Origin of the sequence: Thiohalobacter thiocyanaticus, from assembly GCF_002356355.1 — a bacterium.
Classification (GTDB): domain Bacteria; phylum Pseudomonadota; class Gammaproteobacteria; order Thiohalobacterales; family Thiohalobacteraceae; genus Thiohalobacter; species Thiohalobacter thiocyanaticus_A.
Genome location: NZ_AP018052.1, coordinates 2,491,075 through 2,510,002, shown reverse-complemented (window position 1 = coordinate 2,510,002; position 18,928 = coordinate 2,491,075). Strand labels below are relative to the sequence as shown.

The 18,928-nt window shown below is 66.6% G+C and carries 17 protein-coding genes; 10 read left to right on the top strand and 7 right to left on the bottom strand.

Features of this window, described 5'->3' with window-relative positions:
- The first annotated feature begins 84 nt into the window (after positions 1 to 84).
- Both CFK21_RS11620 and CFK21_RS11615 read left to right on the top strand, forming a co-directional pair.
- A complete protein-coding gene (locus tag CFK21_RS11620) occupies positions 85 to 600 on the top strand; it encodes a DUF1249 domain-containing protein (protein WP_096366813.1) in 516 nt (171 codons plus the stop codon).
- Positions 601 to 774: 174 nt separating this feature from the next.
- Entirely contained in the window at positions 775 to 1,257 is a 483-nt protein-coding gene (locus CFK21_RS11615) for an Rrf2 family transcriptional regulator (protein WP_096366812.1), read from the top strand.
- A 111-nt stretch (positions 1,258 to 1,368) separates the two neighbouring features.
- Here CFK21_RS11615 and CFK21_RS11610 read toward each other — a convergent pair whose 3' ends face one another.
- From CFK21_RS11610 to CFK21_RS11600, 3 genes are read right to left on the bottom strand one after another with little or no spacing between them, the layout of a single operon-like run.
- Complete coding sequence (locus CFK21_RS11610) at positions 1,369 to 1,977, bottom strand: DUF938 domain-containing protein (RefSeq protein ID WP_096366811.1); 609 nt, start codon at positions 1,975 to 1,977, stop codon at positions 1,369 to 1,371.
- A 2-nt stretch (positions 1,978 to 1,979) separates the two neighbouring features.
- Positions 1,980 to 3,167, bottom strand: a complete 1,188-nt coding sequence (locus CFK21_RS11605) for an iron-containing alcohol dehydrogenase (protein WP_096366810.1) — start codon at positions 3,165 to 3,167, stop codon at positions 1,980 to 1,982.
- A complete protein-coding gene (locus tag CFK21_RS11600) occupies positions 3,164 to 3,472 on the bottom strand; it encodes an antibiotic biosynthesis monooxygenase (protein ID WP_096366809.1) in 309 nt (102 codons plus the stop codon). Before CFK21_RS11600 ends, CFK21_RS11605 begins: the two co-directional genes overlap by 4 nt.
- A 112-nt stretch (positions 3,473 to 3,584) precedes the next feature.
- Between CFK21_RS11600 and CFK21_RS11595 the strand changes: the two genes are divergently transcribed.
- The 3 genes from CFK21_RS11595 to CFK21_RS11585 all read left to right on the top strand — a co-directional run bounded on the left by CFK21_RS11595 (position 3,585) and on the right by CFK21_RS11585 (position 10,005).
- Positions 3,585 to 5,096, top strand: a complete 1,512-nt coding sequence (locus CFK21_RS11595) for an HDOD domain-containing protein (RefSeq protein WP_096366808.1) — start codon at positions 3,585 to 3,587, stop codon at positions 5,094 to 5,096.
- A 21-nt stretch (positions 5,097 to 5,117) separates the two neighbouring features.
- Entirely contained in the window at positions 5,118 to 6,968 is a 1,851-nt protein-coding gene (locus CFK21_RS11590; protein WP_096366807.1) for a putative bifunctional diguanylate cyclase/phosphodiesterase, read from the top strand.
- 169 nt (positions 6,969 to 7,137) lie between these two features.
- A complete protein-coding gene (locus CFK21_RS11585) occupies positions 7,138 to 10,005 on the top strand; it encodes a bifunctional diguanylate cyclase/phosphodiesterase (protein WP_172844298.1) in 2,868 nt (955 codons plus the stop codon).
- 89 nt (positions 10,006 to 10,094) lie between these two features.
- Here the strand turns inward: CFK21_RS11585 and CFK21_RS11580 are convergent, their stop codons facing one another.
- The 4 genes from CFK21_RS11580 to CFK21_RS11565 form a co-directional block, all read right to left on the bottom strand.
- Positions 10,095 to 10,769 carry a 3'-5' exonuclease gene (locus CFK21_RS11580; protein WP_096366805.1) on the bottom strand — a complete coding sequence of 225 codons (675 nt, stop codon included), beginning with the start codon at positions 10,767 to 10,769 and terminating at the stop codon, positions 10,095 to 10,097.
- On the bottom strand, positions 10,769 to 12,448 hold the full coding sequence (locus CFK21_RS11575) for a putative nucleotidyltransferase substrate binding domain-containing protein (RefSeq protein ID WP_231971505.1): 1,680 nt from the start codon (positions 12,446 to 12,448) through the stop codon (positions 10,769 to 10,771). Before CFK21_RS11575 ends, CFK21_RS11580 begins: the two co-directional genes overlap by 1 nt.
- 185 nt (positions 12,449 to 12,633) lie before the next feature.
- Positions 12,634 to 14,412 carry a sodium:solute symporter family protein gene (locus CFK21_RS11570; protein ID WP_096366804.1) on the bottom strand — a complete coding sequence of 593 codons (1,779 nt, stop codon included), beginning with the start codon at positions 14,410 to 14,412 and terminating at the stop codon, positions 12,634 to 12,636.
- A gap of 7 nt (positions 14,413 to 14,419) precedes the next feature.
- The gene (locus tag CFK21_RS11565) at positions 14,420 to 14,674 is read right to left on the bottom strand and encodes a DUF4212 domain-containing protein (protein ID WP_096366803.1); all 255 of its coding nucleotides are present in this window, start codon (positions 14,672 to 14,674) and stop codon (positions 14,420 to 14,422) included.
- A 175-nt stretch (positions 14,675 to 14,849) separates the two neighbouring features.
- Here CFK21_RS11565 and CFK21_RS11560 point away from each other — a divergent pair, with 175 nt between their 5' ends.
- The 5 genes from CFK21_RS11560 to CFK21_RS11540 all read left to right on the top strand — a co-directional run bounded on the left by CFK21_RS11560 (position 14,850) and on the right by CFK21_RS11540 (position 18,920).
- On the top strand, positions 14,850 to 15,581 hold the full coding sequence (locus CFK21_RS11560; protein WP_096366802.1) for a BON domain-containing protein: 732 nt from the start codon (positions 14,850 to 14,852) through the stop codon (positions 15,579 to 15,581).
- Between the two features lie 111 nt (positions 15,582 to 15,692).
- Positions 15,693 to 16,979, top strand: a complete 1,287-nt coding sequence (locus CFK21_RS11555; protein ID WP_096366801.1) for a hypothetical protein — start codon at positions 15,693 to 15,695, stop codon at positions 16,977 to 16,979.
- On the top strand, positions 16,966 to 17,520 hold the full coding sequence (locus CFK21_RS11550; RefSeq protein ID WP_197702949.1) for a hypothetical protein: 555 nt from the start codon (positions 16,966 to 16,968) through the stop codon (positions 17,518 to 17,520). Before CFK21_RS11555 ends, CFK21_RS11550 begins: the two co-directional genes overlap by 14 nt.
- 69 nt (positions 17,521 to 17,589) lie before the next feature.
- Positions 17,590 to 18,378, top strand: a complete 789-nt coding sequence (locus CFK21_RS11545; protein WP_096366800.1) for a dienelactone hydrolase family protein — start codon at positions 17,590 to 17,592, stop codon at positions 18,376 to 18,378.
- Between the two features lie 74 nt (positions 18,379 to 18,452).
- Positions 18,453 to 18,920, top strand: a complete 468-nt coding sequence (locus tag CFK21_RS11540; RefSeq protein ID WP_096366799.1) for a hemerythrin domain-containing protein — start codon at positions 18,453 to 18,455, stop codon at positions 18,918 to 18,920.
- Positions 18,921 to 18,928: the final 8 nt, after the last annotated feature.

Below are 18,928 nucleotides of genomic sequence, written 5' to 3'. Positions count from 1 at the left end.
AGTGGTACTGAAAGATATTGCGTGACGGCCGCTAGAGGTATAGCTTTCGGTTGAAATGCGAACGACTGTGGTATCCTGACAAGTATGCTGGTTACTGATCACAAAACCCGGTTGCACGGTCGCCAGAACGATCTGAGTGATCTGATGGCCATCTACGAGTGCAACTATATCCGCCTGCGCCAGCTGCTGCGGGAGCTGGACGCCTACGCGCTGGATACCAGCTATGTCTCGCAGGCGGCGCGGGCGCTTGACCTGCATCTGCACCTGCATGAACGCAGCCGCTACACCACCACCCTGTCACTGACCTATCTGTTCCAGGACGCGTTGGGTGAATTCCCCGCGCCGGACATCCGCGTACGCCTGTATCACGATGCCCGCCTCGCCGAGGTCATCGCCTGCGGCCGGCGGCGCGGGCGGCGGGACGCCGTCTATGACCGGATGCGCAACCGCTACAGTCTGGACCGCAAGTGGCACATGAACCGTTTCCTGCAGAAATGGCTCGGCTACTGCCTGCGCCAGGGACACCGTTTCCTCCCGCCCGGGGAGGCCGATGCGGCGCTGCCGGACTGGGAAGGCCTGGCCGGCGGTCCGCTCCGCTAGCCGCGCGCCTCGCGACTTTATTCCACTCTGTTGATTTCGCTGATATAACCGCCGTCGCCGGCCGGCTCCGCCGGCAGTGTCCCGGCAAAAACCCTGCACGCCTTATAGTTGACTGATTTGCTCAGGATTAGTATAAAGCCTTACTAATCATGTAAGGATTTGCAGGTATACCTCATGCGACTTTCAACCAAGGGCCGTTATGCGGTCACCGCAATGATGGATCTGGCGGTGCATCAGGACACCGGGCCGGTCACGCTGGCGGACATCTCGCGCTGTCAGGGCATCTCCCTGTCCTACCTGGAGCAGCTGTTCGCCAAGCTGCGCCGCCAGGGTCTGGTCAAGGGTGTACGCGGGCCCGGTGGCGGCTACCGCCTGGCCAAGCCGCCGTGCGACATCTCGGTGGCCGACATCATCCTGGCCGTCGACGAGAAGGTCGACACCACCCTGTGCGAGGGGCAGGAGAACTGCCAGGGCGGCAAGCGCTGCCTGACCCATGAGTTGTGGAACAATCTCTCGCAGCAGATCTACGACTACCTCGCCCAGATCAACCTCGAGGAGTTCCTCTCCCGTCCCTCGGTGCGCGAGGTGATCGAGCGCCAGGGCGAGGCAGGACAGCACAAGCACGAGCACGAAGTCCGGCGCTTTACCCTGGCCTGAGCGGTGGCCGCAGGCCGCAAGCCGTCACGCGCGGCCTGATCGGTTGCGTCGGCCAGCCTTCTGTCCGCTCGGGCGTCAGACCGGGAGGGTGTCTCTGCCCGGTTACTGCCTTCAGTCCGCATTGGCGGGTTTTTCCCATACCAGGATACGGTTGTTCTCCGGCATTTCGTAGTCTTCGGCCGGCCTGAGTCCCGCCTGTTCCGCCAGGGCGTTGAGATCATCCACATCGCGGATGCCGCTTTCCGGGTCGCGTTCCTTCAACCACTGATCGAAGCGTTCGTTGCTCGGGCTGGTGTAGGTGCCGTGATAGTTGAACGGCCCGTACAGACAGAAGCGGCCGCCCGACCTGAGGATGCGGCCGATGCCGCGGAACATGGCCTCCACCTCGTGCCAGTGCATGATGTGCACGGTGTTGGCGCTGAACACGCCGTCGAAGCTCTGTTCCGGCCAGGCATCGGTGGCCACGTCCAGGGCGATGGGCGGGACCAGGTTTGCCAGATCCGCCTCTTCCAGCCACTGTACGATTCCCGCATGCATGTCGCGCACGTCGCTGGTGTGCCAGCGCAGGTGCGGCAGTTCAGTGCTGAAGAAGACTGCATGCTGGCCGGTGCCGCTGCCGATCTCCAGCACACTCTCGATGCCGGCGAATTCGTGTTGCAGCACGGCCAGGATGGGCAGCTTGTTCTGCTCACTGGATTCGGCGAAGGGTTTGTTTGTCATCGTCAGAGCCTTTGTTCCAGCAGGTGGGTGATATCGGCGTCGGTCAGGACCACCGGGTTGGTCTTCATGCTGCTGCCGCGGCTGCTGGCCACGATGCGCGGCAGGTCGGTCGCTTCCACGCCCAATTCGCCGAGCTCCGGCAGATCCAGCTGTTCGGTCCAGTCATAGAGCAGCTGTACCAGTTTTTCCCTGGCCGCCTCGGGCTCGCGGATGCGCTGCTGGCACAGGATCTCGGCCAGGCGGGCGTACTTGGCCAGCGCCGGATTGTCGGGTTCGCGCTCGCGCATCACATCGATGTTGACCCGCGTCGCCTCGGCCACGAGGGTGCCGCAGACCACGCCATGACCGATGGGGAAGTAGGCGCCCAGCGGCGAGGCCAGGCCGTGCACCGAGCCCAGCCCGGTCTGGGCCAGGGTGATGCCCGAGATCAGGGCGGCATAGGCCATGCGGGCGCGCGCCTCCAGGGCGCTGCTGCCGTGGTGGTACCAGTCCAGCAGGCCGTCGCGCGCCGCCCGCAGCCCGGAGATGGCGAGCGCATCGGTGAAGGTGTTGGCCCGCAACGAGACATAGGATTCGATCAGCTGGGTCAGGGCGTCCATGCCGTTGGCCGCGATCAGCTCCGGCGGACAGCCGCTGAGCAGGTCGGGATCGACCACGGCGTATTCCGGCACCAGCTGCTCATCGCGGAAGGATTTCTTGAAGCCGGTCTCGCCCTGGCGGCTGAGCACGGCGTTCTTGGTCGCCTCGCTGCCGGTGCCGGCGGTGGTCGGCACGGCAATGAAGGGCACGGCCGGTCCCGCGTAAGGCAGTTCCGGGCCGACGCCTTCCAGGTAGTCCATCACCGAGTTCCCCACCCGCAGCAGCCCGGCGACGGCCTTGGCGGCATCCAGTACGCTGCCGCCGCCGATGCCGATGACCACGGCGAAATCCCCGTCACGGTATTTCGCCACGGCGGCGTCGACCAGTTCGGGCGAGGGTTCGCCGGCCACCTGGAACTGTTTCCAGCTCAGCCCCGCCTCCTTCAGCCCCGAATACAGACCGGCGGCGTGGGGCGAATCGGTGAAGGAGCGGGCACCCGTGATCAGCAGGGCACGACTGCCGTAGCGGGCGGCCAGCGCGGGTACCCCCTGCAGCCGGCCGCTGCCGAATTCGATACGCGGCAGGCGGGCGAGGGAGAAGGGCGCGATCATGCCCCGGCTCCGCCGTGCGGGAACAGGCCCCGCCAGGGGATGCCCTGGCGGGGTTCGGCCATCCAGTCGGCCACCGCATCGCGCCAGGCCTGGTAGTGCGGGGTGTCCTTGTGCGCCCGGGCCGCATCGGTGTCGGTATAGGCCTCGTAGAGCAGAAAGCGGGTGGCGTCCTCGGGCGACTGCAGCACGTCGAAGCGCAGATTGCCCGGCTCCTGGATCGAGGCCCGGTGATTGGCCTCGGTCGCGGCGATGAAGTCCTCCAGGTGTTCGGGCCGGACATGAACCTGGACCAGAGTGACGTGCATGACAACCTCCTGTTGCTGATAGGGTTTTTCTGAGCCGGCAAGCCGGGGTTCAAGCCCTTGCGCTGCTGTCCGACATATTATGATAAGCCGTTAAACCCCTCCCGAGTCCATTATGGCAGATGATGCAATCCTGCAGGCCGACGCCCAGGTGTCCACGCCCGAGCCTGACGCGAAGAATCCGCGCAACCTGGCCGAATGGGTCGATGTGCTGAGCCAGCAGGGCATGCCCATTTTCACCCATACCCTGCGCTCGATCTCGGGGATGGCGGCCGACCGTCAGAGTTCGGCCTCGGAACTGGCCAACGTGATCCTGCAGGATGCGGCCATGACCGCCAAGCTGCTGCGCATCGCCAACAGTCCCTACTACAACACCCAGGCCAAGAGCATCAGCACCGTCTCACGCGCGGTGGTGCTGCTGGGCTTCGATGCCGTGCGCAGCCTGGCGCTGTCCATCGCGGTGGTGGAGTCGGCCGCCAGGGGGGCGAACAAGGCGCGTCTGGCGGCGGACATGGCGCGGGCTATCCATGCCGCGGTGCAGGCGCGCGCCTTCGCACAGCAGCGGCGCGACCGCTCCCCCGAGGAGGTGTTCATCGCCACCCTGCTGTTCAGCCTGGGGCGCCTGGCCTTCTGGGGCCATACCAGCGAAGTGGCCGACCGGCTCAACGCCGAGTTGGAGCAGCCCGGTGCCGATCCCGTGGTGCTGGAGCGCGAACTGCTGGGTTTCGCCTTCGATGAGTTGTCGCTGCAACTGGCCCGCGAGTGGCGGCTCGGCACCCTGGTGGAGAACGCCCTGGAGGGCAAAGGCGAAGCCGATCCGCGCGTGAGCAACGTGGAACTGGCCCGCGAACTGGCCCTGACCGCCGAGCAGGGCTGGGACACGCCGGAGATGAAGCAGCTGTTGAGCCGGTTGGCGGAGAATCTGTACCTGCCGGTCAATGATGTGGAGCAGATGGTGGTCAGGAATGCCGGCGAAGCCCAGAAGGCCGCTGCCTGCTTCGGTGCCGGCGATGCCTCGGAACTGATCCCGCTGCCGCAGAAGCCGCGGGCGCGGGTGCGTCGCGAGGCCGAGGATGAACCGGGACAGATCAACCGCTTCCCCGAACCCGATCCCATGCTGCAACTCAAGATCCTGCGCGAGGTGACCTCGCTGGTCGAGGGGCGGTTCGATTTCAACCTGATGCTGGAGATGGTGCTGGAAGGCATCTACCGCGGCGTGGGCATGGACCGCACCCTGTTCGCCCTGCTGTCCCGCGACCGCAGCCAGCTCAAGGCCCGCTATGTGCTGGGATGGGACCAGCAGGCGCTGCGCCAGCACTTCGCCTTCGAGGTGTCGCCGGTCAAGGCCAACATCTTTCTGCACGTGCTCGACAGCCACGAACCCTGCTGGATTTCACGCGAGAGCGATTCCCGCCTGCTCGGTCTGGTCACCGACGAGGTCCGTTATGTGACCGGCGAGGCGCCGTTCATGGCCATGCCGATCCTGATCCAGAACCGGGCCATCGGATTGTTCTATGCCGATCGTCTGCCCAGCCGGCGGCCGCTGCGCGAGGACGATTACTCCAGTTTCAGGCATTTCGGGCAGCAGGCCAACATGGCCTTGTCGCTGCTGTATCAGGGCAGGTAGGCGCAGGTGGCGGAGGCGGATATGAGCGCAAGCGGGATTGACAGTGTCGATGAACGCCTGCGTCTGTCGCGGGCGCTGCTCACCGCCACCGCCGGCATGATGCGCAGTACCGATCCGGCCATGATGTTCCGGGCCATCTGCGACGCCCTGCCGGCCGCCAGTCCCCGCATCCAGCTGGCCTGGCTGGTGCTGGGTGAGTTGGATACGCCCATTCTGCATCCGGAGTATGCGGTCGGCCCGGCCGCGGTCTATGCCGAGGCGGTGCAGGTCCCGCGCAGCCCGCAGGCGGCCGAGCACTGTCCGGTGCGTGATGCCATCCGCCGCTGGGAGGCGGTCAGCGGCAACATCCCCGCCAGCGGGGGAGCGGCGGGCGCGGCCGGTCTGCGCAGCCTGCTGGCCCTGCCTCTGGGGCGGGCGGGCAATGGCCTGAACGGGCTGATCGTGCTGTATGCCGACTGGCCGGATTATTTCGAGCAGGTCGGCATGGCACTGTTCCAGGCCTTTGTGCACCTGGGCAATGCTTCGCTGGAGCAGGCTGCGCTGCTGAACAATCTCACTCATCTCGCGACCCATGACCTGCTCACCGGTGTGCTCAACCGGCGAGGCATCCAGGAGAGCATGGAACGCGAACTGGCCCGCAGCCAGCGCCGCCAGCTGCCGTTCTCGGTGCTGCTGTTCGACATCGATCGCTTCAAGCTGGTCAATGACCGGCTGGGCCATCGCGAGGGGGATATCGTATTGCGCTGCGTGGCCGATGCCGCCCGCGCGGTACTGCGCAACGAGGATTATCTCGGCCGCTGGGGCGGGGAGGAGTTCATCTGCCTGATGCCCGAGACCGATTGCGAGACCGCCCTGACCCTGGCCGAGCGCATTCGCCGCGCTGTGCGGGAAACCCCCATTGCCGTGTCCTCGGGTGAGTTGCAGGCCACCGTCAGCGTGGGCGTGGCCAGCTACCCCGGGGATGGTGAGTCGCTGGACAAGCTCATCGCCACGGCCGACTCCGCCCTGTATCAGGCCAAGCGCAGCGGCCGTGACCGGGTGGTGTGCGCCAGCCGGGTCGAGCAGCATGTGCACAGCCTGGGCAACATGCTCGATGCCGCCCTGCGCGAGCGGCGCATCGTGGCGGCCTATCAGCCCATTGTGGATCTGGCCACCGGCGAGGTGGTGGCTGAGGAGACCCTGGCACGGCTGATCACGCCCGATGGAGACATCATTCCGGCCGGCGATTTCATCGAGGCCGCCCAGCAGCTGCAGCTGCTGCACCGGATCGATCACACTATCCTGATGCAGGCCTTCAGCCACTGCGTGACCGGGCTGAAGACCGGCATGAACCGGCTCAATCACTTCGTCAACATCTCCGCCGATCTGCTGCGTCACCGCGAACTGGTCGAAGAGATCCTGGCCGCGGCCTGCGAGCACTGCCGGGGCTGCGGCGATGCCATTGGCGACACCAAACCCATGATCATCGAGATCACCGAGCGCGAGCTGCTGGCCGACATCGACCAGGCCCGGGAACTGCTGCTGCCCTTCACCGAGTTCGGCCTGCGGCTGGCGCTGGACGACTTCGGCAGCGGCTATTCCTCCTACCAGTATCTGGCCGATCTGCCGGTGCAGTTCATCAAGATCGACGGCAGTCTGGTGCAGCGGGTGAGCGAGCCCAAGGTCAGGGCCATTCTCGAGGGCATTCAGGGCATGGCCGAGCAGTTGGGCGTCATCACCCTGGCCGAGTTCATCGAGACTGCCGAGACCGAGGCCCGGCTGCGCGAGATCGGCATCCACTGGGGCCAGGGCTACTATTACGGCAAGCCGACCATCATCAGCAGCCAGGGCCTGCTCGGCAGTCTGCCGGCGCTGGCTGCGCGCGGGATCTGATGCCCCCGGCCAATGGGGAATGCATTTGCCCGCGTCTCCCGGAGCGGGTATTGTCCATGACTGTCTTGCGACCCAGGGATGGCGTCATAAGCTGTATATTTTCTGGAGGTTTTACCTCCTTTCGTTGAGTTGTCAGCGGCGCCCGACGGTGCCGTCCCATGGGGAAGCCTTGAACGTTCGATACCCACCCGCCCCGACCACGCCCGCGGGGCTGGCCGCTGCCTGGCTGCTGCTTGCCGCCGGCTACTTCCTGGCCGCGCTGGTGAGCTCGCAGTTCGTCCTCTCCAGCAGCCAGGACATCGGCCTGTGGTCGCCCCTGTGGCTGCCCACCGGTCTGGGCGTGGCGGCGGTGCTGCGCCTGGGTGCGCGGGTCTGGCCCGGCATCCTGTTCGGGGCCCTGGCACATGATCTCCTCATCCTGGAACTGCCGCTGGCCCTGGCCCTGAGCCTGGATGCCGGCAATGTGCTGGAGGCCCTGGTCGGTGCCGCGCTGTTCCGGCGGCTGAGCGGCAGCGGCGACCCCCTGGCGGGAGCGCGAACCGTCATGCTGTTCGCGCTGGCCGTGTTCACCGCCGTCGCCTGCCTGAGCGCGTCCCTGGGCGTCGGCGCCCTGATCCTCGGTGGGGTGGTGAGCTGGAACGACGCCGGCCTGATGTGGTGGATCTGGAGCCTGGGCAACACCGCCGGTGCGCTGGCCCTGGCACCGTTACTGCTCAGCTGGCATGACGTCGGTGGCCGCGGCTGGAACCGCCGCCGCCTGCTGGAATCGGCATTGATCATCGCCCTGGCCCTGGTGGTGACGCATGGCGCCTTCGGCGGCTGGCTGAACACGCCGGGCAGCGGTCTGCCGCTGAGCTTCCTGGCCCTGCCGTTCCTGGCCTGGACGGCCTTCCGCAGCGGCATCCGCGGTACCGCCGTTCTGGTGTTCCTGCTGAGTCTGACCAGTCTGTGGAATACCGTCCACGGCGCCGGCCCCTTCGTGCGGGACTCGGGTCTGGAGTCGGTCTGGCTGCTGCAGGGCTACATCCTGGTGTTGAGCCTGACCGGCCTGCTGCTGGGGGCGGTGATCGGCGAACGCGAGCGGGCCAGGCACTCACTGCAGCAGACGCTGAATGAGCAGGAAGACCGCATCCAGTCCGGAACCCGCGAACTGCGCCAGGCCAACGCCACCCTGGAGCGGGAGATCGGCGAGCGCACCCGGGCCGAACGGATCAGCCGTGGCCATGGCAGGGTCCTGGAGCAGTTGGCCACCGGCAAGCCGCTGCAGGACATTCTTTATGTCCTGCTCGAGGAGACCGAGGCCGCACGTCCGGGCATTGTGTGTTCCATCCTGCTGCTGGATGCGGACGGTCGGCACCTGCGCCACGGCGCCGCGCCCAGCCTGCCGCAGCATTACTGCGAGGCGGTCGACGGCCTGGAGATCGGGCCCCGGGTCGGCTCCTGCGGTGCGGCGAGCTACACCGGCGAGCGGGTCATCGTCGAGGACATCATGACCCACCCCTACTGGGATGGTCTGCGCGAACCGGCCGCCGCCGCGGGCCTGCGCGCCTGCTGGTCCGAGCCCGTCAAGTCCGCCGCCGGCGAGGTGCTGGGCGCCTTCGGCATCTACCAGCGGGAAGTGGCCTCCCCCCGCCCGGAGGACCTGGAACTGTTGACCGGCGCCGCCCATCTGGCCGGCATCGCCATCGAGCGCAAGCAGGTCGAGGAACGCCTGTTCGAACTGGCCAACTACGACAAACTGACCGGGTTGGCCAACCGCTCGGCCTTCACCTCGGCGCTCAATCATGCCCTGCAGCATGCCCATCGCCAGCAGGCCAGGATCGGCATCTTCTTTCTGGACCTGGACAACTTCAAGCTCATCAATGACACGTTAGGACATGACGTCGGCGACCAGCTGCTGCAGGACGTGGCCCGGCGTCTGGACGAGAACGTGCGCAGCGATGATCAGCTGGCCCGGCTGGGCGGCGACGAATTCACGGTACTGTTGAGCGATGCCGACGATTTCCAGCGGGTGGGCGAACTGGCCGAGCGCCTGCTGGAAGTGCTGGCCCGGCCTTACCAGCTGGCCGGTCAGGATACCGCGGTCACTGCCAGCATCGGCATCAGTCTTTATCCCGACGATGCCGAGGACGCCGCCACCCTGCTCAAGAATGCCGATATCGCCATGTACCGCAGTAAACGCCAGGGCGGGCACAGCGTGCAGTTCTACACCCCCGAGATGAACGCCGAGGCGCATGACCGCCTGCAGCTGGAAAACGAACTGCGCAAGGCGCTGGAACGCGACGAATTCCTGCTGTATTTCCAGCCGCAGTGGGATCTGGGCGGCGGCACCCTGGTGGGGCTGGAGGTGTTGCTGCGCTGGCAGCACCCCGTCCACGGCCTGATCGGACCCGACCGCTTCATGCCTACGGCCGAGCACAGCGGCCTGATCGTGCCCATCGGCAACCGGGTGCTGCGCGCGGCCTGCGAGCAGGGGGTGGCCTGGCGGGAGCAGGGACTGCTGCCGCAGCGCATCGCGGTGAACATCTCCTCGCGCCAGTTCCAGCGCCAGGACATGATCGAGGTGATCTCACGCACCCTGGCGGAGACCGGTTTCGACGCCGGCCGGCTGGAACTGGAACTGACCGAGACGGTGCTGATGGATAACGGCGATGCCACCGTGACCATGCTGCGCGCGCTCAAGGCCATGGGTGTGCATCTGGCCATCGATGACTTCGGCACCGGCTATTCCTCCCTGGCCTACCTCAAGCTCTTCCCCATCGACCGGCTCAAGATCGACCGCTCCTTCGTCATGGATCTGACCCACGACTCGGACGATGCCGCCATCGTGGCCGCCACCATTGCCCTGGGACACAACCTCAACCGCACCGTCATCGCCGAGGGTGTGGAGACGCCGGCCCAACTCGAGTTCCTGCGTCAGCACGGCTGCGATCTGGTGCAGGGCTATCTGCTGAGCCGGCCGCTGCCGGCAGAAGAAATCACTGAATTGCTGCGGGCGCAGCGGGTGGCGACACCCGAGGCGGATGTCCCGGCCTGAGGCTCGCCTGTTGCGCATCCAACGCGCATGGCATTCTTTGCCTCTCAGCGCCTTTGCGCCCTCTGCGTTTGTATCTCCCCGACCGATCTTCAGCACAGCACCTCGGACAACCGGCAGTCGGCGTCCGGGAGCAGCGCCAGGAACAACTCCGCCGTGGCCAAGGCATCACTCAACGCATGGTGGGCACGGTAGCGCGGCAGCCCCAGTTCGGTACGCAGGTTGGGCAGGCGCAGATCGCGGCCGCGGAAGGCCTGGCCGCTGCGCTGCAGACGCCGCCGCGCCAGGGTCTGGGTATCGACCACCCGGGTCAGCAGCGGGGCGTCGTACCAGTCCCGGCACAGCCGGTTCAGAAAGCCCAGTTCCAGTGCGGCGTGATGCGCCAGCAGCACCCGGCCGGCCAGCTGTTCCAGCAGTTCGGGCAGGACCAGACGCAGCGGCAGGCCGGCCGCGGCCTGATCGTCGGTAATGCGATGGATGCGCACATTGTCCTCTGTCAGCGCCCGGCCCGGCCGTACCAGCCGGTACCAGGCGCTGTCGAGCTGGACGGCCAGATCACGGATGACCACCGTCCCCAGGCTCAGGATGCGGTCACGGGCCGGATCCAGGCCGCTGGTTTCGATGTCCAGGGCCAGCAATTCCAGTTCCCGACAGCGGGCCCGGGGTGCGGGCAGAGGCGCGGCCAGGTAGGCCTGCAGGGGATTGGGTGGCAGCCGCCGACGCAGCCAGCGGCGGCGCAGGTCCGCACCGGGCAGCCGCGTCCACATCAGCCGAAGCGCCCCGCCTGGTAGCGGTTCCCGAGGGTTGCCTGCAGGCTCTGGATCAGCCGGAAGGCGTCCTTGAGGTGGCTGCGTTCCAGAGCGGAGAGCGTATCCGGCGGCAGATAGTTGTCGGGTGCGCGACCGGCGCGCAGGCAGTCCGACTGGTGGTGGATGCGCAGCCCGGCGATGAACTCCAGCGCATCCAGCAGACTCCCGCCCAAGTCACGGCCGAGGGCGCCGGCGGCCATGGCCGCCTTCAGGCGCTCGCGGGTGTTGACCGCGCCGATGCCCTCGGACAGGGCATAGACCCGGGCCAGGTCGACGATCGGGAGCAGGCCGCGGCGCTTGAGATCCAGGGTGGCGTCGTGCTCGCCGTCGTGGATGAGCACGAAATTGCGGAAAAACCCCAGCGGCGGCCGGTGCTGCAGGGCGGCGGCGGTCAGGTGGGCAATGAAGATGCGATTGGCGCGGGTCTGTGCCAGTACCTGTTCCTGCAGGGTGTGCAGCAGTGCGGCCTCGCCGTGGACGGCGCGCAGGTCGAAGAAGATGCTGGCGTGCATCAGCGCCTGCGGCTGCGGCCGTTCGATCCAGCCGGTGAAACAGTCGCCCCATACCTGCAGCGGCTGGCGCCACTGCGGGTTGCTGGCCATGGCATTGCCCGGGCAATAGGGGAAACCGCAGGCGTTCAGGCCGTCGCTGACGAAGCGGGCGAGTTCGGTGAAGTATTCCCTGTCCGGCGCATTCAGCTCATCGGCGATGATCAGGGCATGATCCTGATCCGAGTGCACCGTCTGTTCCTGCCGGCCCTGGGAGCCGCCCGCGGCCCAGACATAGGGCACCGGTGCCGATCCCAGCCGGGATTCGGCCAGTTCCAGCAGCCGGCGGGTGAGGGCGTCGGTGATCGAGGCGATGGCCGCACCGATATGCGCGGCCCGGGTATTGGCATTGTCTAACTGTAATTGGAGTTCAGGAAGCCGGCGGCTGATCGCGGTCAGCGTCTCGATGTCGGCGGCGCGCTGGATGTCGGTGGCGAGCAGCACCGGGCTGCCGCCCTGGTGCCGGGCCAGGTCGGACAGGGTCAGCATGCCGGCGAGCCGGCCGCGTATCAGCACCGGCAGGTGATGGACCTGCAGCCGGGTCATGCGCAGCAGGGCCTCGGCCAGCACCTCCTCGCCGTCGAGGGTGACCGGGTCCGGGGTCATGATGCTGCGCGCCGGGCTGTCCGCGCCCAGGCCCCTGGCCAGGCAGCGGTGGCGCAGGTCGCTGTCGGTGATCAGACCGACCAGGCCCTCGCCCTCGGTGATCAGTACCGAGGAAACCCGCTGGGCCGACATGAGTTGTGCGGCCTGGCGGATGTTCATGTCGCCGTCCAGGGTCACGGGCTCGCGGTGGAGCAGGTCGGCCGCCTTCACGCTCAGTACATCCAGTCCCGCGGCCGCCCGCGGTGCGCTCGCCCGGTGCAGGCGCTCGGCGCGGTCGGCGGCGAACTGGCGGTCGAAGGCCGGCGAGGCCTCGCGCAGACTGGCCAGGGCCCGGCAGTCGAGCAGATACAGCAGACTGTCCTCGACCGTGACGCCGGTGCCGGCGGAGTCGGCTTCACACAAACCGGCATACAGGTCGCCTTCACCCAGCTTGTCTGACAGGGTGCCGTCGCTGTCGCGCAGTTCGACGGCGCCGCTGCGCACGATGTACAGGGCGGCGTCTCCGGCGTCGGTGGGGGAAAGGGGCTGCCGCGGCGCAGATAGCGCACGACCAGCTGGCGCGGCAGCACCTCCAGCAGTTCCGGACTCAGCACATCGAAGGGCGCATGGGCGGCGAGAAAGTCCCGGATCTCGAGCAGTTCGACTTCCATGCTTCCCGCCTGCCGTGCTCAGCGCCGCGCGGTGAGTATGGCCGCGCGCGGCACCCGGATGTCCTCGACCAGGTGCTGGATGTGTTCGGGCGGGGCGGCGGTGACCCGCGCCACCACCAGGGCTACGGCGAAATTGATCAGGGCGCCGACCGCACCGAAGGATTCGGGCTGTATCCCCAGCAGCCAGTGTTCGGCCGTGTTGGGCAGGTTGTTGGTGCCCGGGATGAACAGCCAGCCCTTGTAGACGAAGATGTAGACCAGGGTCGCGCCCAGTCCGGCCAGCATGCCGGCCACGGCGCCGGCGCGGTTCATGCGCTTGTGGAAGATGCCCAGCATCAGCGCCGGAAAGATGGAGGAGGCGGCCAGGCCGAAGGCCAGCGCCACCACCTCGGCGGCGAAGCCGGGCGGGTTCATGCCCAGGTAACCGGCCAGGACGATGGCGCCGAACATGGCCAGACGCCCGGCCAGCAACTCGCGCTTCTCCGAGATGCCGGGCATGAGTACGCCCTTGAGCAGGTCATGCGAGATGGCCGAGGAGATGGCCAGCAGCAGCCCCGCCGCGGTGGACAGTGCCGCGGCCAGGCCGCCGGCGGCGACCAGGGCGATGACCCAGTTGGGCAGCCCGGCGATTTCCGGGTTGGCCAGCACCATGATGTCGCGGTCGACCGTGACCAGTTCGTTGCCCTCCCAGCCCCACTGCCGCGCCCGTTCGGCGAAGTCGGGATCGGCTTCGTTGTAGTACTGGATGCGGCCGTCGTTGTTCTTGTCCTGGAACGCCAGCAGCCCGGTGGTCTCCCAGGTGCGGAACCACTGCGGTCGCTCCGCATACAGCAGGTTGGCCCCGGGCTCGCCCACCGGCCCGGTCTGGACCGTCTCGGTCAGGTTGAGCCGGGCCATGGAGCCGACCGCCGGCGCGGTGGTGTAGAGGATGGCGATGAACAGCAGCGCCCAGCCGGCCGAGTAGCGCGCGTCGCGCACCTTCGGCACGGTGAAGAAACGGATGATCACGTGCGGCAGGCCGGCGGTGCCGATCATCAGCGACAGGGTCAGCAGACTGAGATTCAGGGTCGACCCCTTCTGCTCGGTGTAGGCGGCAAAGCCCAGGTCGGTGATGATCCGATCCAGCTTGTCCAGCATATAGGCGCCGTTGCCGGCCAGTTCGCTGCCCAGGCCCAGCTGCGGGAGGGGGGTGCCGGTGAGCTGCAGCGAGATGAACACGGCCGGCACGGTGTAGGCGAAGATCAGCACGCAGTACTGGGCGATCTGGGTGTAGGTGATGCCCTTCATGCCGCCGAGCACGGCATAGAAGAAGACGATGCCCATGCCGACCAGCACCCCGGTCTCGAACTCCACTTCCAGGAACCGGCCGAAGGCCACGCCCACGCCCTTCATCTGGCCGATGACATAGGTGATGGAGGCCGCGATCAGGCACACCACCGCCACCAGCCGCGCGGTCTGGGAATAGTAGCGCTCGCCGATGAACTCGGGCACGGTGAACTTGCCGAACTTGCGCAGGTAGGGGGCGAGCAGCATGGCCAGCAGCACATAGCCGCCGGTCCAGCCCATCAGATAGACCGAGGCGTCGTAGCCGCTGAAGGCGATCAGCCCGGCCATGGAGATGAAGGAGGCCGCCGACATCCAGTCCGCGGCCGTGGCCATGCCGTTGGCGACCGGGTGCACGCCCTTGCCGGCGACGTAGAACTCACCGGTGCTGCCCGCCCGGGCCCAGATGGCGATGCCGATGTAGAGCAGGAAGGTGGCGCCCACCACCAGGTAGATCAGGGTCTGCAGTTCCATGGCGACTTCAGTCCTCGTGTACGCCGAAGCGGCGGTCCAGGCGGTTCATCCCGATGGCGTAGACGAAGATCAGGACCAGGAAGGTGTAGATGGAGCCCTGCTGGGCGAACCAGAAGCCCAGCTTGACGCCGCCCAGGCGGATGCTGTTCAGCGGCTCCACCAGCAGGATGCCGAACACGTAGGAGACCAGAAACCAGATGATCAGCAGCAGGCCGACCAGGCGGAGGTTGGCCTTCCAGTAGGCGCGGGCAGGGTCCTGCATGGCGTTGTCTCCCGTGGTGGCCCCAGGCCCGGTCAATGTAAAACAATTGAAATCAATCCGGTAGTCCGGCGCGGCCGTGGGCGGGAGCGGCTGCGCGGGCGCCGCGGTTCCGGTATCCGGCCCCGCTTGCAGACTGGCCTATACTTGAAGGCAGAAGACGGCATTGGGAGGCCTTATGGACAACAACTCTTCCAATCGGCTGGTGCGGCTGGTCATGGCGGCGCTGGCCAATCATCCCGAAATCGACATGCACCATTATCCCATCCGGGTCATCCACCGCGACTCCGGCCTGATTCTGGAAGGCGAGGTGGAGAATATCGCCGCCAAGCGTTGTGCTGCGGCCGTGGTGCGCCGCATCGCCCACCAGATGCCGGTGCTGGACCACCTGCGGGTGGTGCCGGCCCAGGTGGAGGAGGACGGCGCGCTGCGCGACGAGGTGGTGCGCAACCTCAGCCAGGAATCGGCGTTCAACGACTATCTGCTGTGCGTGACCCGCAACGGCGTGACCGAACGCATCCGCGAGGGTCACAACGGCGAGCGCGGCTGGATCGAGATCGAGGCCGCCGACGGGGTGGTCGGGCTGCACGGCCAGGTCGGCAGCCTGACCCATCGACGCCTGGCGGATGTCCTGGCCTGGTGGTCCGGCGGCTGCGAGGATGTACAGAATGACCTGCGGGTGGTGCCGGCGGAGCGTGACAACGACGGGGAACTGGCCGATGCCGTGCGCATCGTGCTGGAAAAGGATCCGCTGGTGCACGCCGAACAGCTGAGTGTCAGGGCCCGCGACGGCCGGGTGATCCTGCAGGGCTCGGTCTCCAGCCGCGAGGAGAAGCGCCTGGCCAAGCTGGATGCCTGGTATGTGCTGGGCGTGCATGAGGTGCAGGACCGGATCCAGACGCATGGTTGATCTGGGTCAATGGCAACGCCGGGACCGGAGAGCCGACGTTGACGCGCGATCCCCAACCGCGCTTAAATTGCGCTCTCTCGCAGTCCGACAACAAGATCAGGGAACCGGGCCATGACTGTTTCATTCCACCGCCTCATTGCCGCCATCGGCATCTTCCTCCTCGCCGGCGTGTTCGCCGACGCCGATGCCATGCCGGCCTTCGCCCGCAAGTACGATATGAGCTGCGCCGCCTGCCATTCGGCCTTCCCCAGGCTGAACCAGTTCGGGGAGCACTTCGCGGCCAACAACATGCGCCTGCCCAACTGGAAGGACGGAACGATGTCGGGCGGCGACGAGCGCCTGGCCCTGCCGAAGGAACTGCCGCTGGCGGTGCGCGCCCAGGCCTACATGCAGGCGCGCCAGGCCGATAACATCAACCCGCTGGACGGCAGCAGCCGTTCGGCCACCACCGATTTCCAATCGCCCTATCTGATCAAGCTGCTGTCCAGCGCACCGCTCAGCGACCACATCACCTATTACTTCTATGCCATCTTCGCCGAGAAGGGCGGTAACGGCGAGGTGGTGGTCGAGGACGCCTGGTTCCAGCACGACGATATTTTCGGCACGGGTACCAGCCTGATGCTGGGTCAGTTTCAGATTTCGGATCTGATGTTTCCGCGCGAGGTGCGCCTGCCGTTCCAGGACTACATGGCCTACCGCCTGGCCGGCATCACCTATGATCGCGGCGTGCTGTTCGGCCGCGACCTCGGCCCGGTCGAGGCCTCGCTCGGCCTGGTCAACGGCAACGGGGTGAGCAGCAGCTTCGATCTCAACAGCCCCGGCCTGAACCGGCCCGATAACATGTTCGACAACGACAACAGCAAGACCGCCTTCGGCCGACTCGGGACCGATATCGGTCCGGTCAATGTCGGCCTGTTCGGCCTGACCGGCAAGCAGCGCAGCATCACCGGCCCGGCCGGGCTGGACGAGGGGCTGCACAACCGCGACAAGGAGGTCTGGGGGCTGGATGCCTCGGGCAGCATCGGCCCGGACATTCACTGGTACGCCCAGTTCCTGCACAATCGCTGGGACCGCTTCATCGACGGCGGCCCGGATCGGGACTATGAATGGTCCGGCGGTTTCGCCGGCGTTGACTACATCCCCAACGACCGCTGGGCGTATTCCCTGCTGTACAACTACGCCGATGCCAACGACCTGGATGACACCGACACCATCTACGAAGGCATCGACATCAACAGCCTGACGCTGACCGCGTCCTACTATTTCATGCGCAACGTCAAGGGCATCGCCGAGCTCAATGTGGATCTGCAGGACAAGGAAGACAAGACCGGCCAGTACTGGACCGGCCATCTCAGCCGCGAGCACTACTTCCTGTTCGGATTCGATGCGGCCTTCTGAGTTGCCGCGCCGCGCGCTTGCCGCGCTGCTGGCGCTGGGTCTGGGCAGTCAGGCGCCGGCCGCGTTCGGGGTGGAGCGCTTCCGCGTCGACTCCGAACCGGCCGGGGCCCAGGTCTTCACCATCGCCGGCCGCGCAGGCACCACGCCCCTGACCCTGTCCGAGCGCGATATCTATCCCAACAGTTACCCGCCGGAGGATGTCGACCTCTACGGCATCATCATCCTGCGCAAGGATGGCTGTACCGATTATCGCCGGCGGGTGACGCGCAGCGATATCGAGCAGGGCATCGTGGCGCAGCTGGACTGCGGAGCGTCTGCGGGCGCCGTCGCCCCCGCCGTGCCGGCCTTGGAACCGCCCGCTGCCCGAGCGGCGCCGGCCCGCCCGGGCGCCGCCCCCGCGCCATCCCCGAAGGCGGCAGTGGAGTCTCCCGCCCAGCGCCGCCTGCGTCAGCTGCGGGTAATCCAGGAACTGCACGACGAAGGGCTGCTGAGCGACGCGGAAGAGCAGCGCATCCGCCGCCGCATCCTGGAAGCGGACTGATTCCGCTGTGCGGTTCGCTGCATTCCCGGCTACAATCCAGGGCAATACCAACACCATCCGGAGGGTGCCATGAGACGTTTTCTGATCGTGCTGACCGCGCTGCTTGCCGCTCCCCTGGCCGGGGCTGCAGTGGTCGGCGAGGAAGTGGTCTATACCAGCGGTGACACCGAACTGCACGGCTACATTGCTCATGACGAGGCGGTCAAGGGCAAACGTCCGGGCGTACTGGTGGTACACGAGTGGTGGGGACACAACGACTATGCCCGCGATCGGGCCAGGCAGCTGGCCGAACTGGGCTATGTCGCCCTGGCGGTGGACATGTACGGCCAGGGCAAACGCGCCGACCACCCTGAGGATGCGGGCAAGTTCGCCGGCGAGGTCAGGTCCAACCTGGCTGCGGCCGAGGCCCGCTTCCGTGCCGCCATGCAGCGGCTGCAGCAGCATCCGCTGGTGCGCGAGGATGACATCGCCGCCATCGGCTACTGCTTCGGCGGCGGCATGGTGCTGGAGATGGCCCGCCGCGGCCTGCCGCTGGACGCCGTGGCCAGCTTCCACGGTTCCCTGACCACCGACAATCCGGCCGGGCCGGGCGTGATCCAGGCCGAGATCCTGGTGGCCAACGGCGGTGCCGATCCCTTCGTCAAACTGGAACAGATCCAGGCCTTCGTCGCCGAGATGGAGCGGGCCGGCGCGGCCTATACCTACGTCAGCTATCCCGGGGTGAAGCACAGCTTCACCAATCCGGGCGCGGACGCGATGGGGGAGAAATTCGACCTGCCGCTGGTGTACGACGCCGCGGCCGACCGGGATTCCTGGGAGAAGATGAAGGCCCTGCTGACAGAGGTGTTTGCGCGCTAGCCGACAGCGGACCGTGCAATCCGGCCCGCATTTGTTATAGTCAACCGAGTAGGACGGATACCCCGGGAGGCGCCATGAACACCACCGACAACTGGCTGGTCCATGACCATCGCAAGTACGAGACTGCCCTGCGCGAGGTGGAACTGGCCGCGGGCGCCGGTCGGTGGGAGGAGGCCGAGCGCCTGTTCCGGGAATTCGTGGAGGACTTCAAACTGCACATGCGCATCGAGGACGAGGTGCTTTATCCCATGTTTCGCGAGACGGTAGCCGATTCACGCGAGGATATCGACAGCCTGGTCGAGGACCATGACGACATTGTCCGCATGCTGCACGATCTCGCCTATGTGCTCAGGCACCGCGAATCCGAGCACTTCGAGGCCTCGCTCGAGCCGCTGTATCGGATGATGCTCGATCACGATGCCTACGAGGAAGAGGTGTTCAGCCGTTTCGGGGACAGCACCCTGCTGGCGCGCCGCGACGAGGCCATGGCCCGGCTCAATCGCATGCAGCCGTCGGACAACCGTCGGGAGTGGTCCTTCTGACCGCGTCC

Bases quoted from the DNA above. Each gene is read 5' to 3' on its own strand.
- CFK21_RS11540 (WP_096366799.1), top strand. From the start codon at position 18,453: ATGAACACCACCGACAACTGGCTGGTCCATGACCATCGCAAGTACGAG.
- CFK21_RS11565 (WP_096366803.1), bottom strand. From the start codon at position 14,674: ATGCAGGACCCTGCCCGCGCCTACTGGAAGGCCAACCTCCGCCTGGTC.
- CFK21_RS11550 (WP_197702949.1), top strand. From the start codon at position 16,966: ATGCGGCCTTCTGAGTTGCCGCGCCGCGCGCTTGCCGCGCTGCTGGCG.
- CFK21_RS11605 (WP_096366810.1), bottom strand. From the start codon at position 3,167: ATGATCGCGCCCTTCTCCCTCGCCCGCCTGCCGCGTATCGAATTCGGC.
- CFK21_RS11615 (WP_096366812.1), top strand. From the start codon at position 775: ATGCGACTTTCAACCAAGGGCCGTTATGCGGTCACCGCAATGATGGAT.
- CFK21_RS11580 (WP_096366805.1), bottom strand. From the start codon at position 10,769: ATGTGGACGCGGCTGCCCGGTGCGGACCTGCGCCGCCGCTGGCTGCGT.
- CFK21_RS11620 (WP_096366813.1), top strand. From the start codon at position 85: ATGCTGGTTACTGATCACAAAACCCGGTTGCACGGTCGCCAGAACGAT.
- CFK21_RS11545 (WP_096366800.1), top strand. From the start codon at position 17,590: ATGAGACGTTTTCTGATCGTGCTGACCGCGCTGCTTGCCGCTCCCCTG.
- CFK21_RS11555 (WP_096366801.1), top strand. From the start codon at position 15,693: ATGACTGTTTCATTCCACCGCCTCATTGCCGCCATCGGCATCTTCCTC.
- CFK21_RS11610 (WP_096366811.1), bottom strand. From the start codon at position 1,977: ATGACAAACAAACCCTTCGCCGAATCCAGTGAGCAGAACAAGCTGCCC.
- CFK21_RS11595 (WP_096366808.1), top strand. From the start codon at position 3,585: ATGGCAGATGATGCAATCCTGCAGGCCGACGCCCAGGTGTCCACGCCC.
- CFK21_RS11570 (WP_096366804.1), bottom strand. From the start codon at position 14,412: ATGGAACTGCAGACCCTGATCTACCTGGTGGTGGGCGCCACCTTCCTG.
- CFK21_RS11600 (WP_096366809.1), bottom strand. From the start codon at position 3,472: ATGCACGTCACTCTGGTCCAGGTTCATGTCCGGCCCGAACACCTGGAG.
- CFK21_RS11560 (WP_096366802.1), top strand. From the start codon at position 14,850: ATGGACAACAACTCTTCCAATCGGCTGGTGCGGCTGGTCATGGCGGCG.
- CFK21_RS11590 (WP_096366807.1), top strand. From the start codon at position 5,118: ATGAGCGCAAGCGGGATTGACAGTGTCGATGAACGCCTGCGTCTGTCG.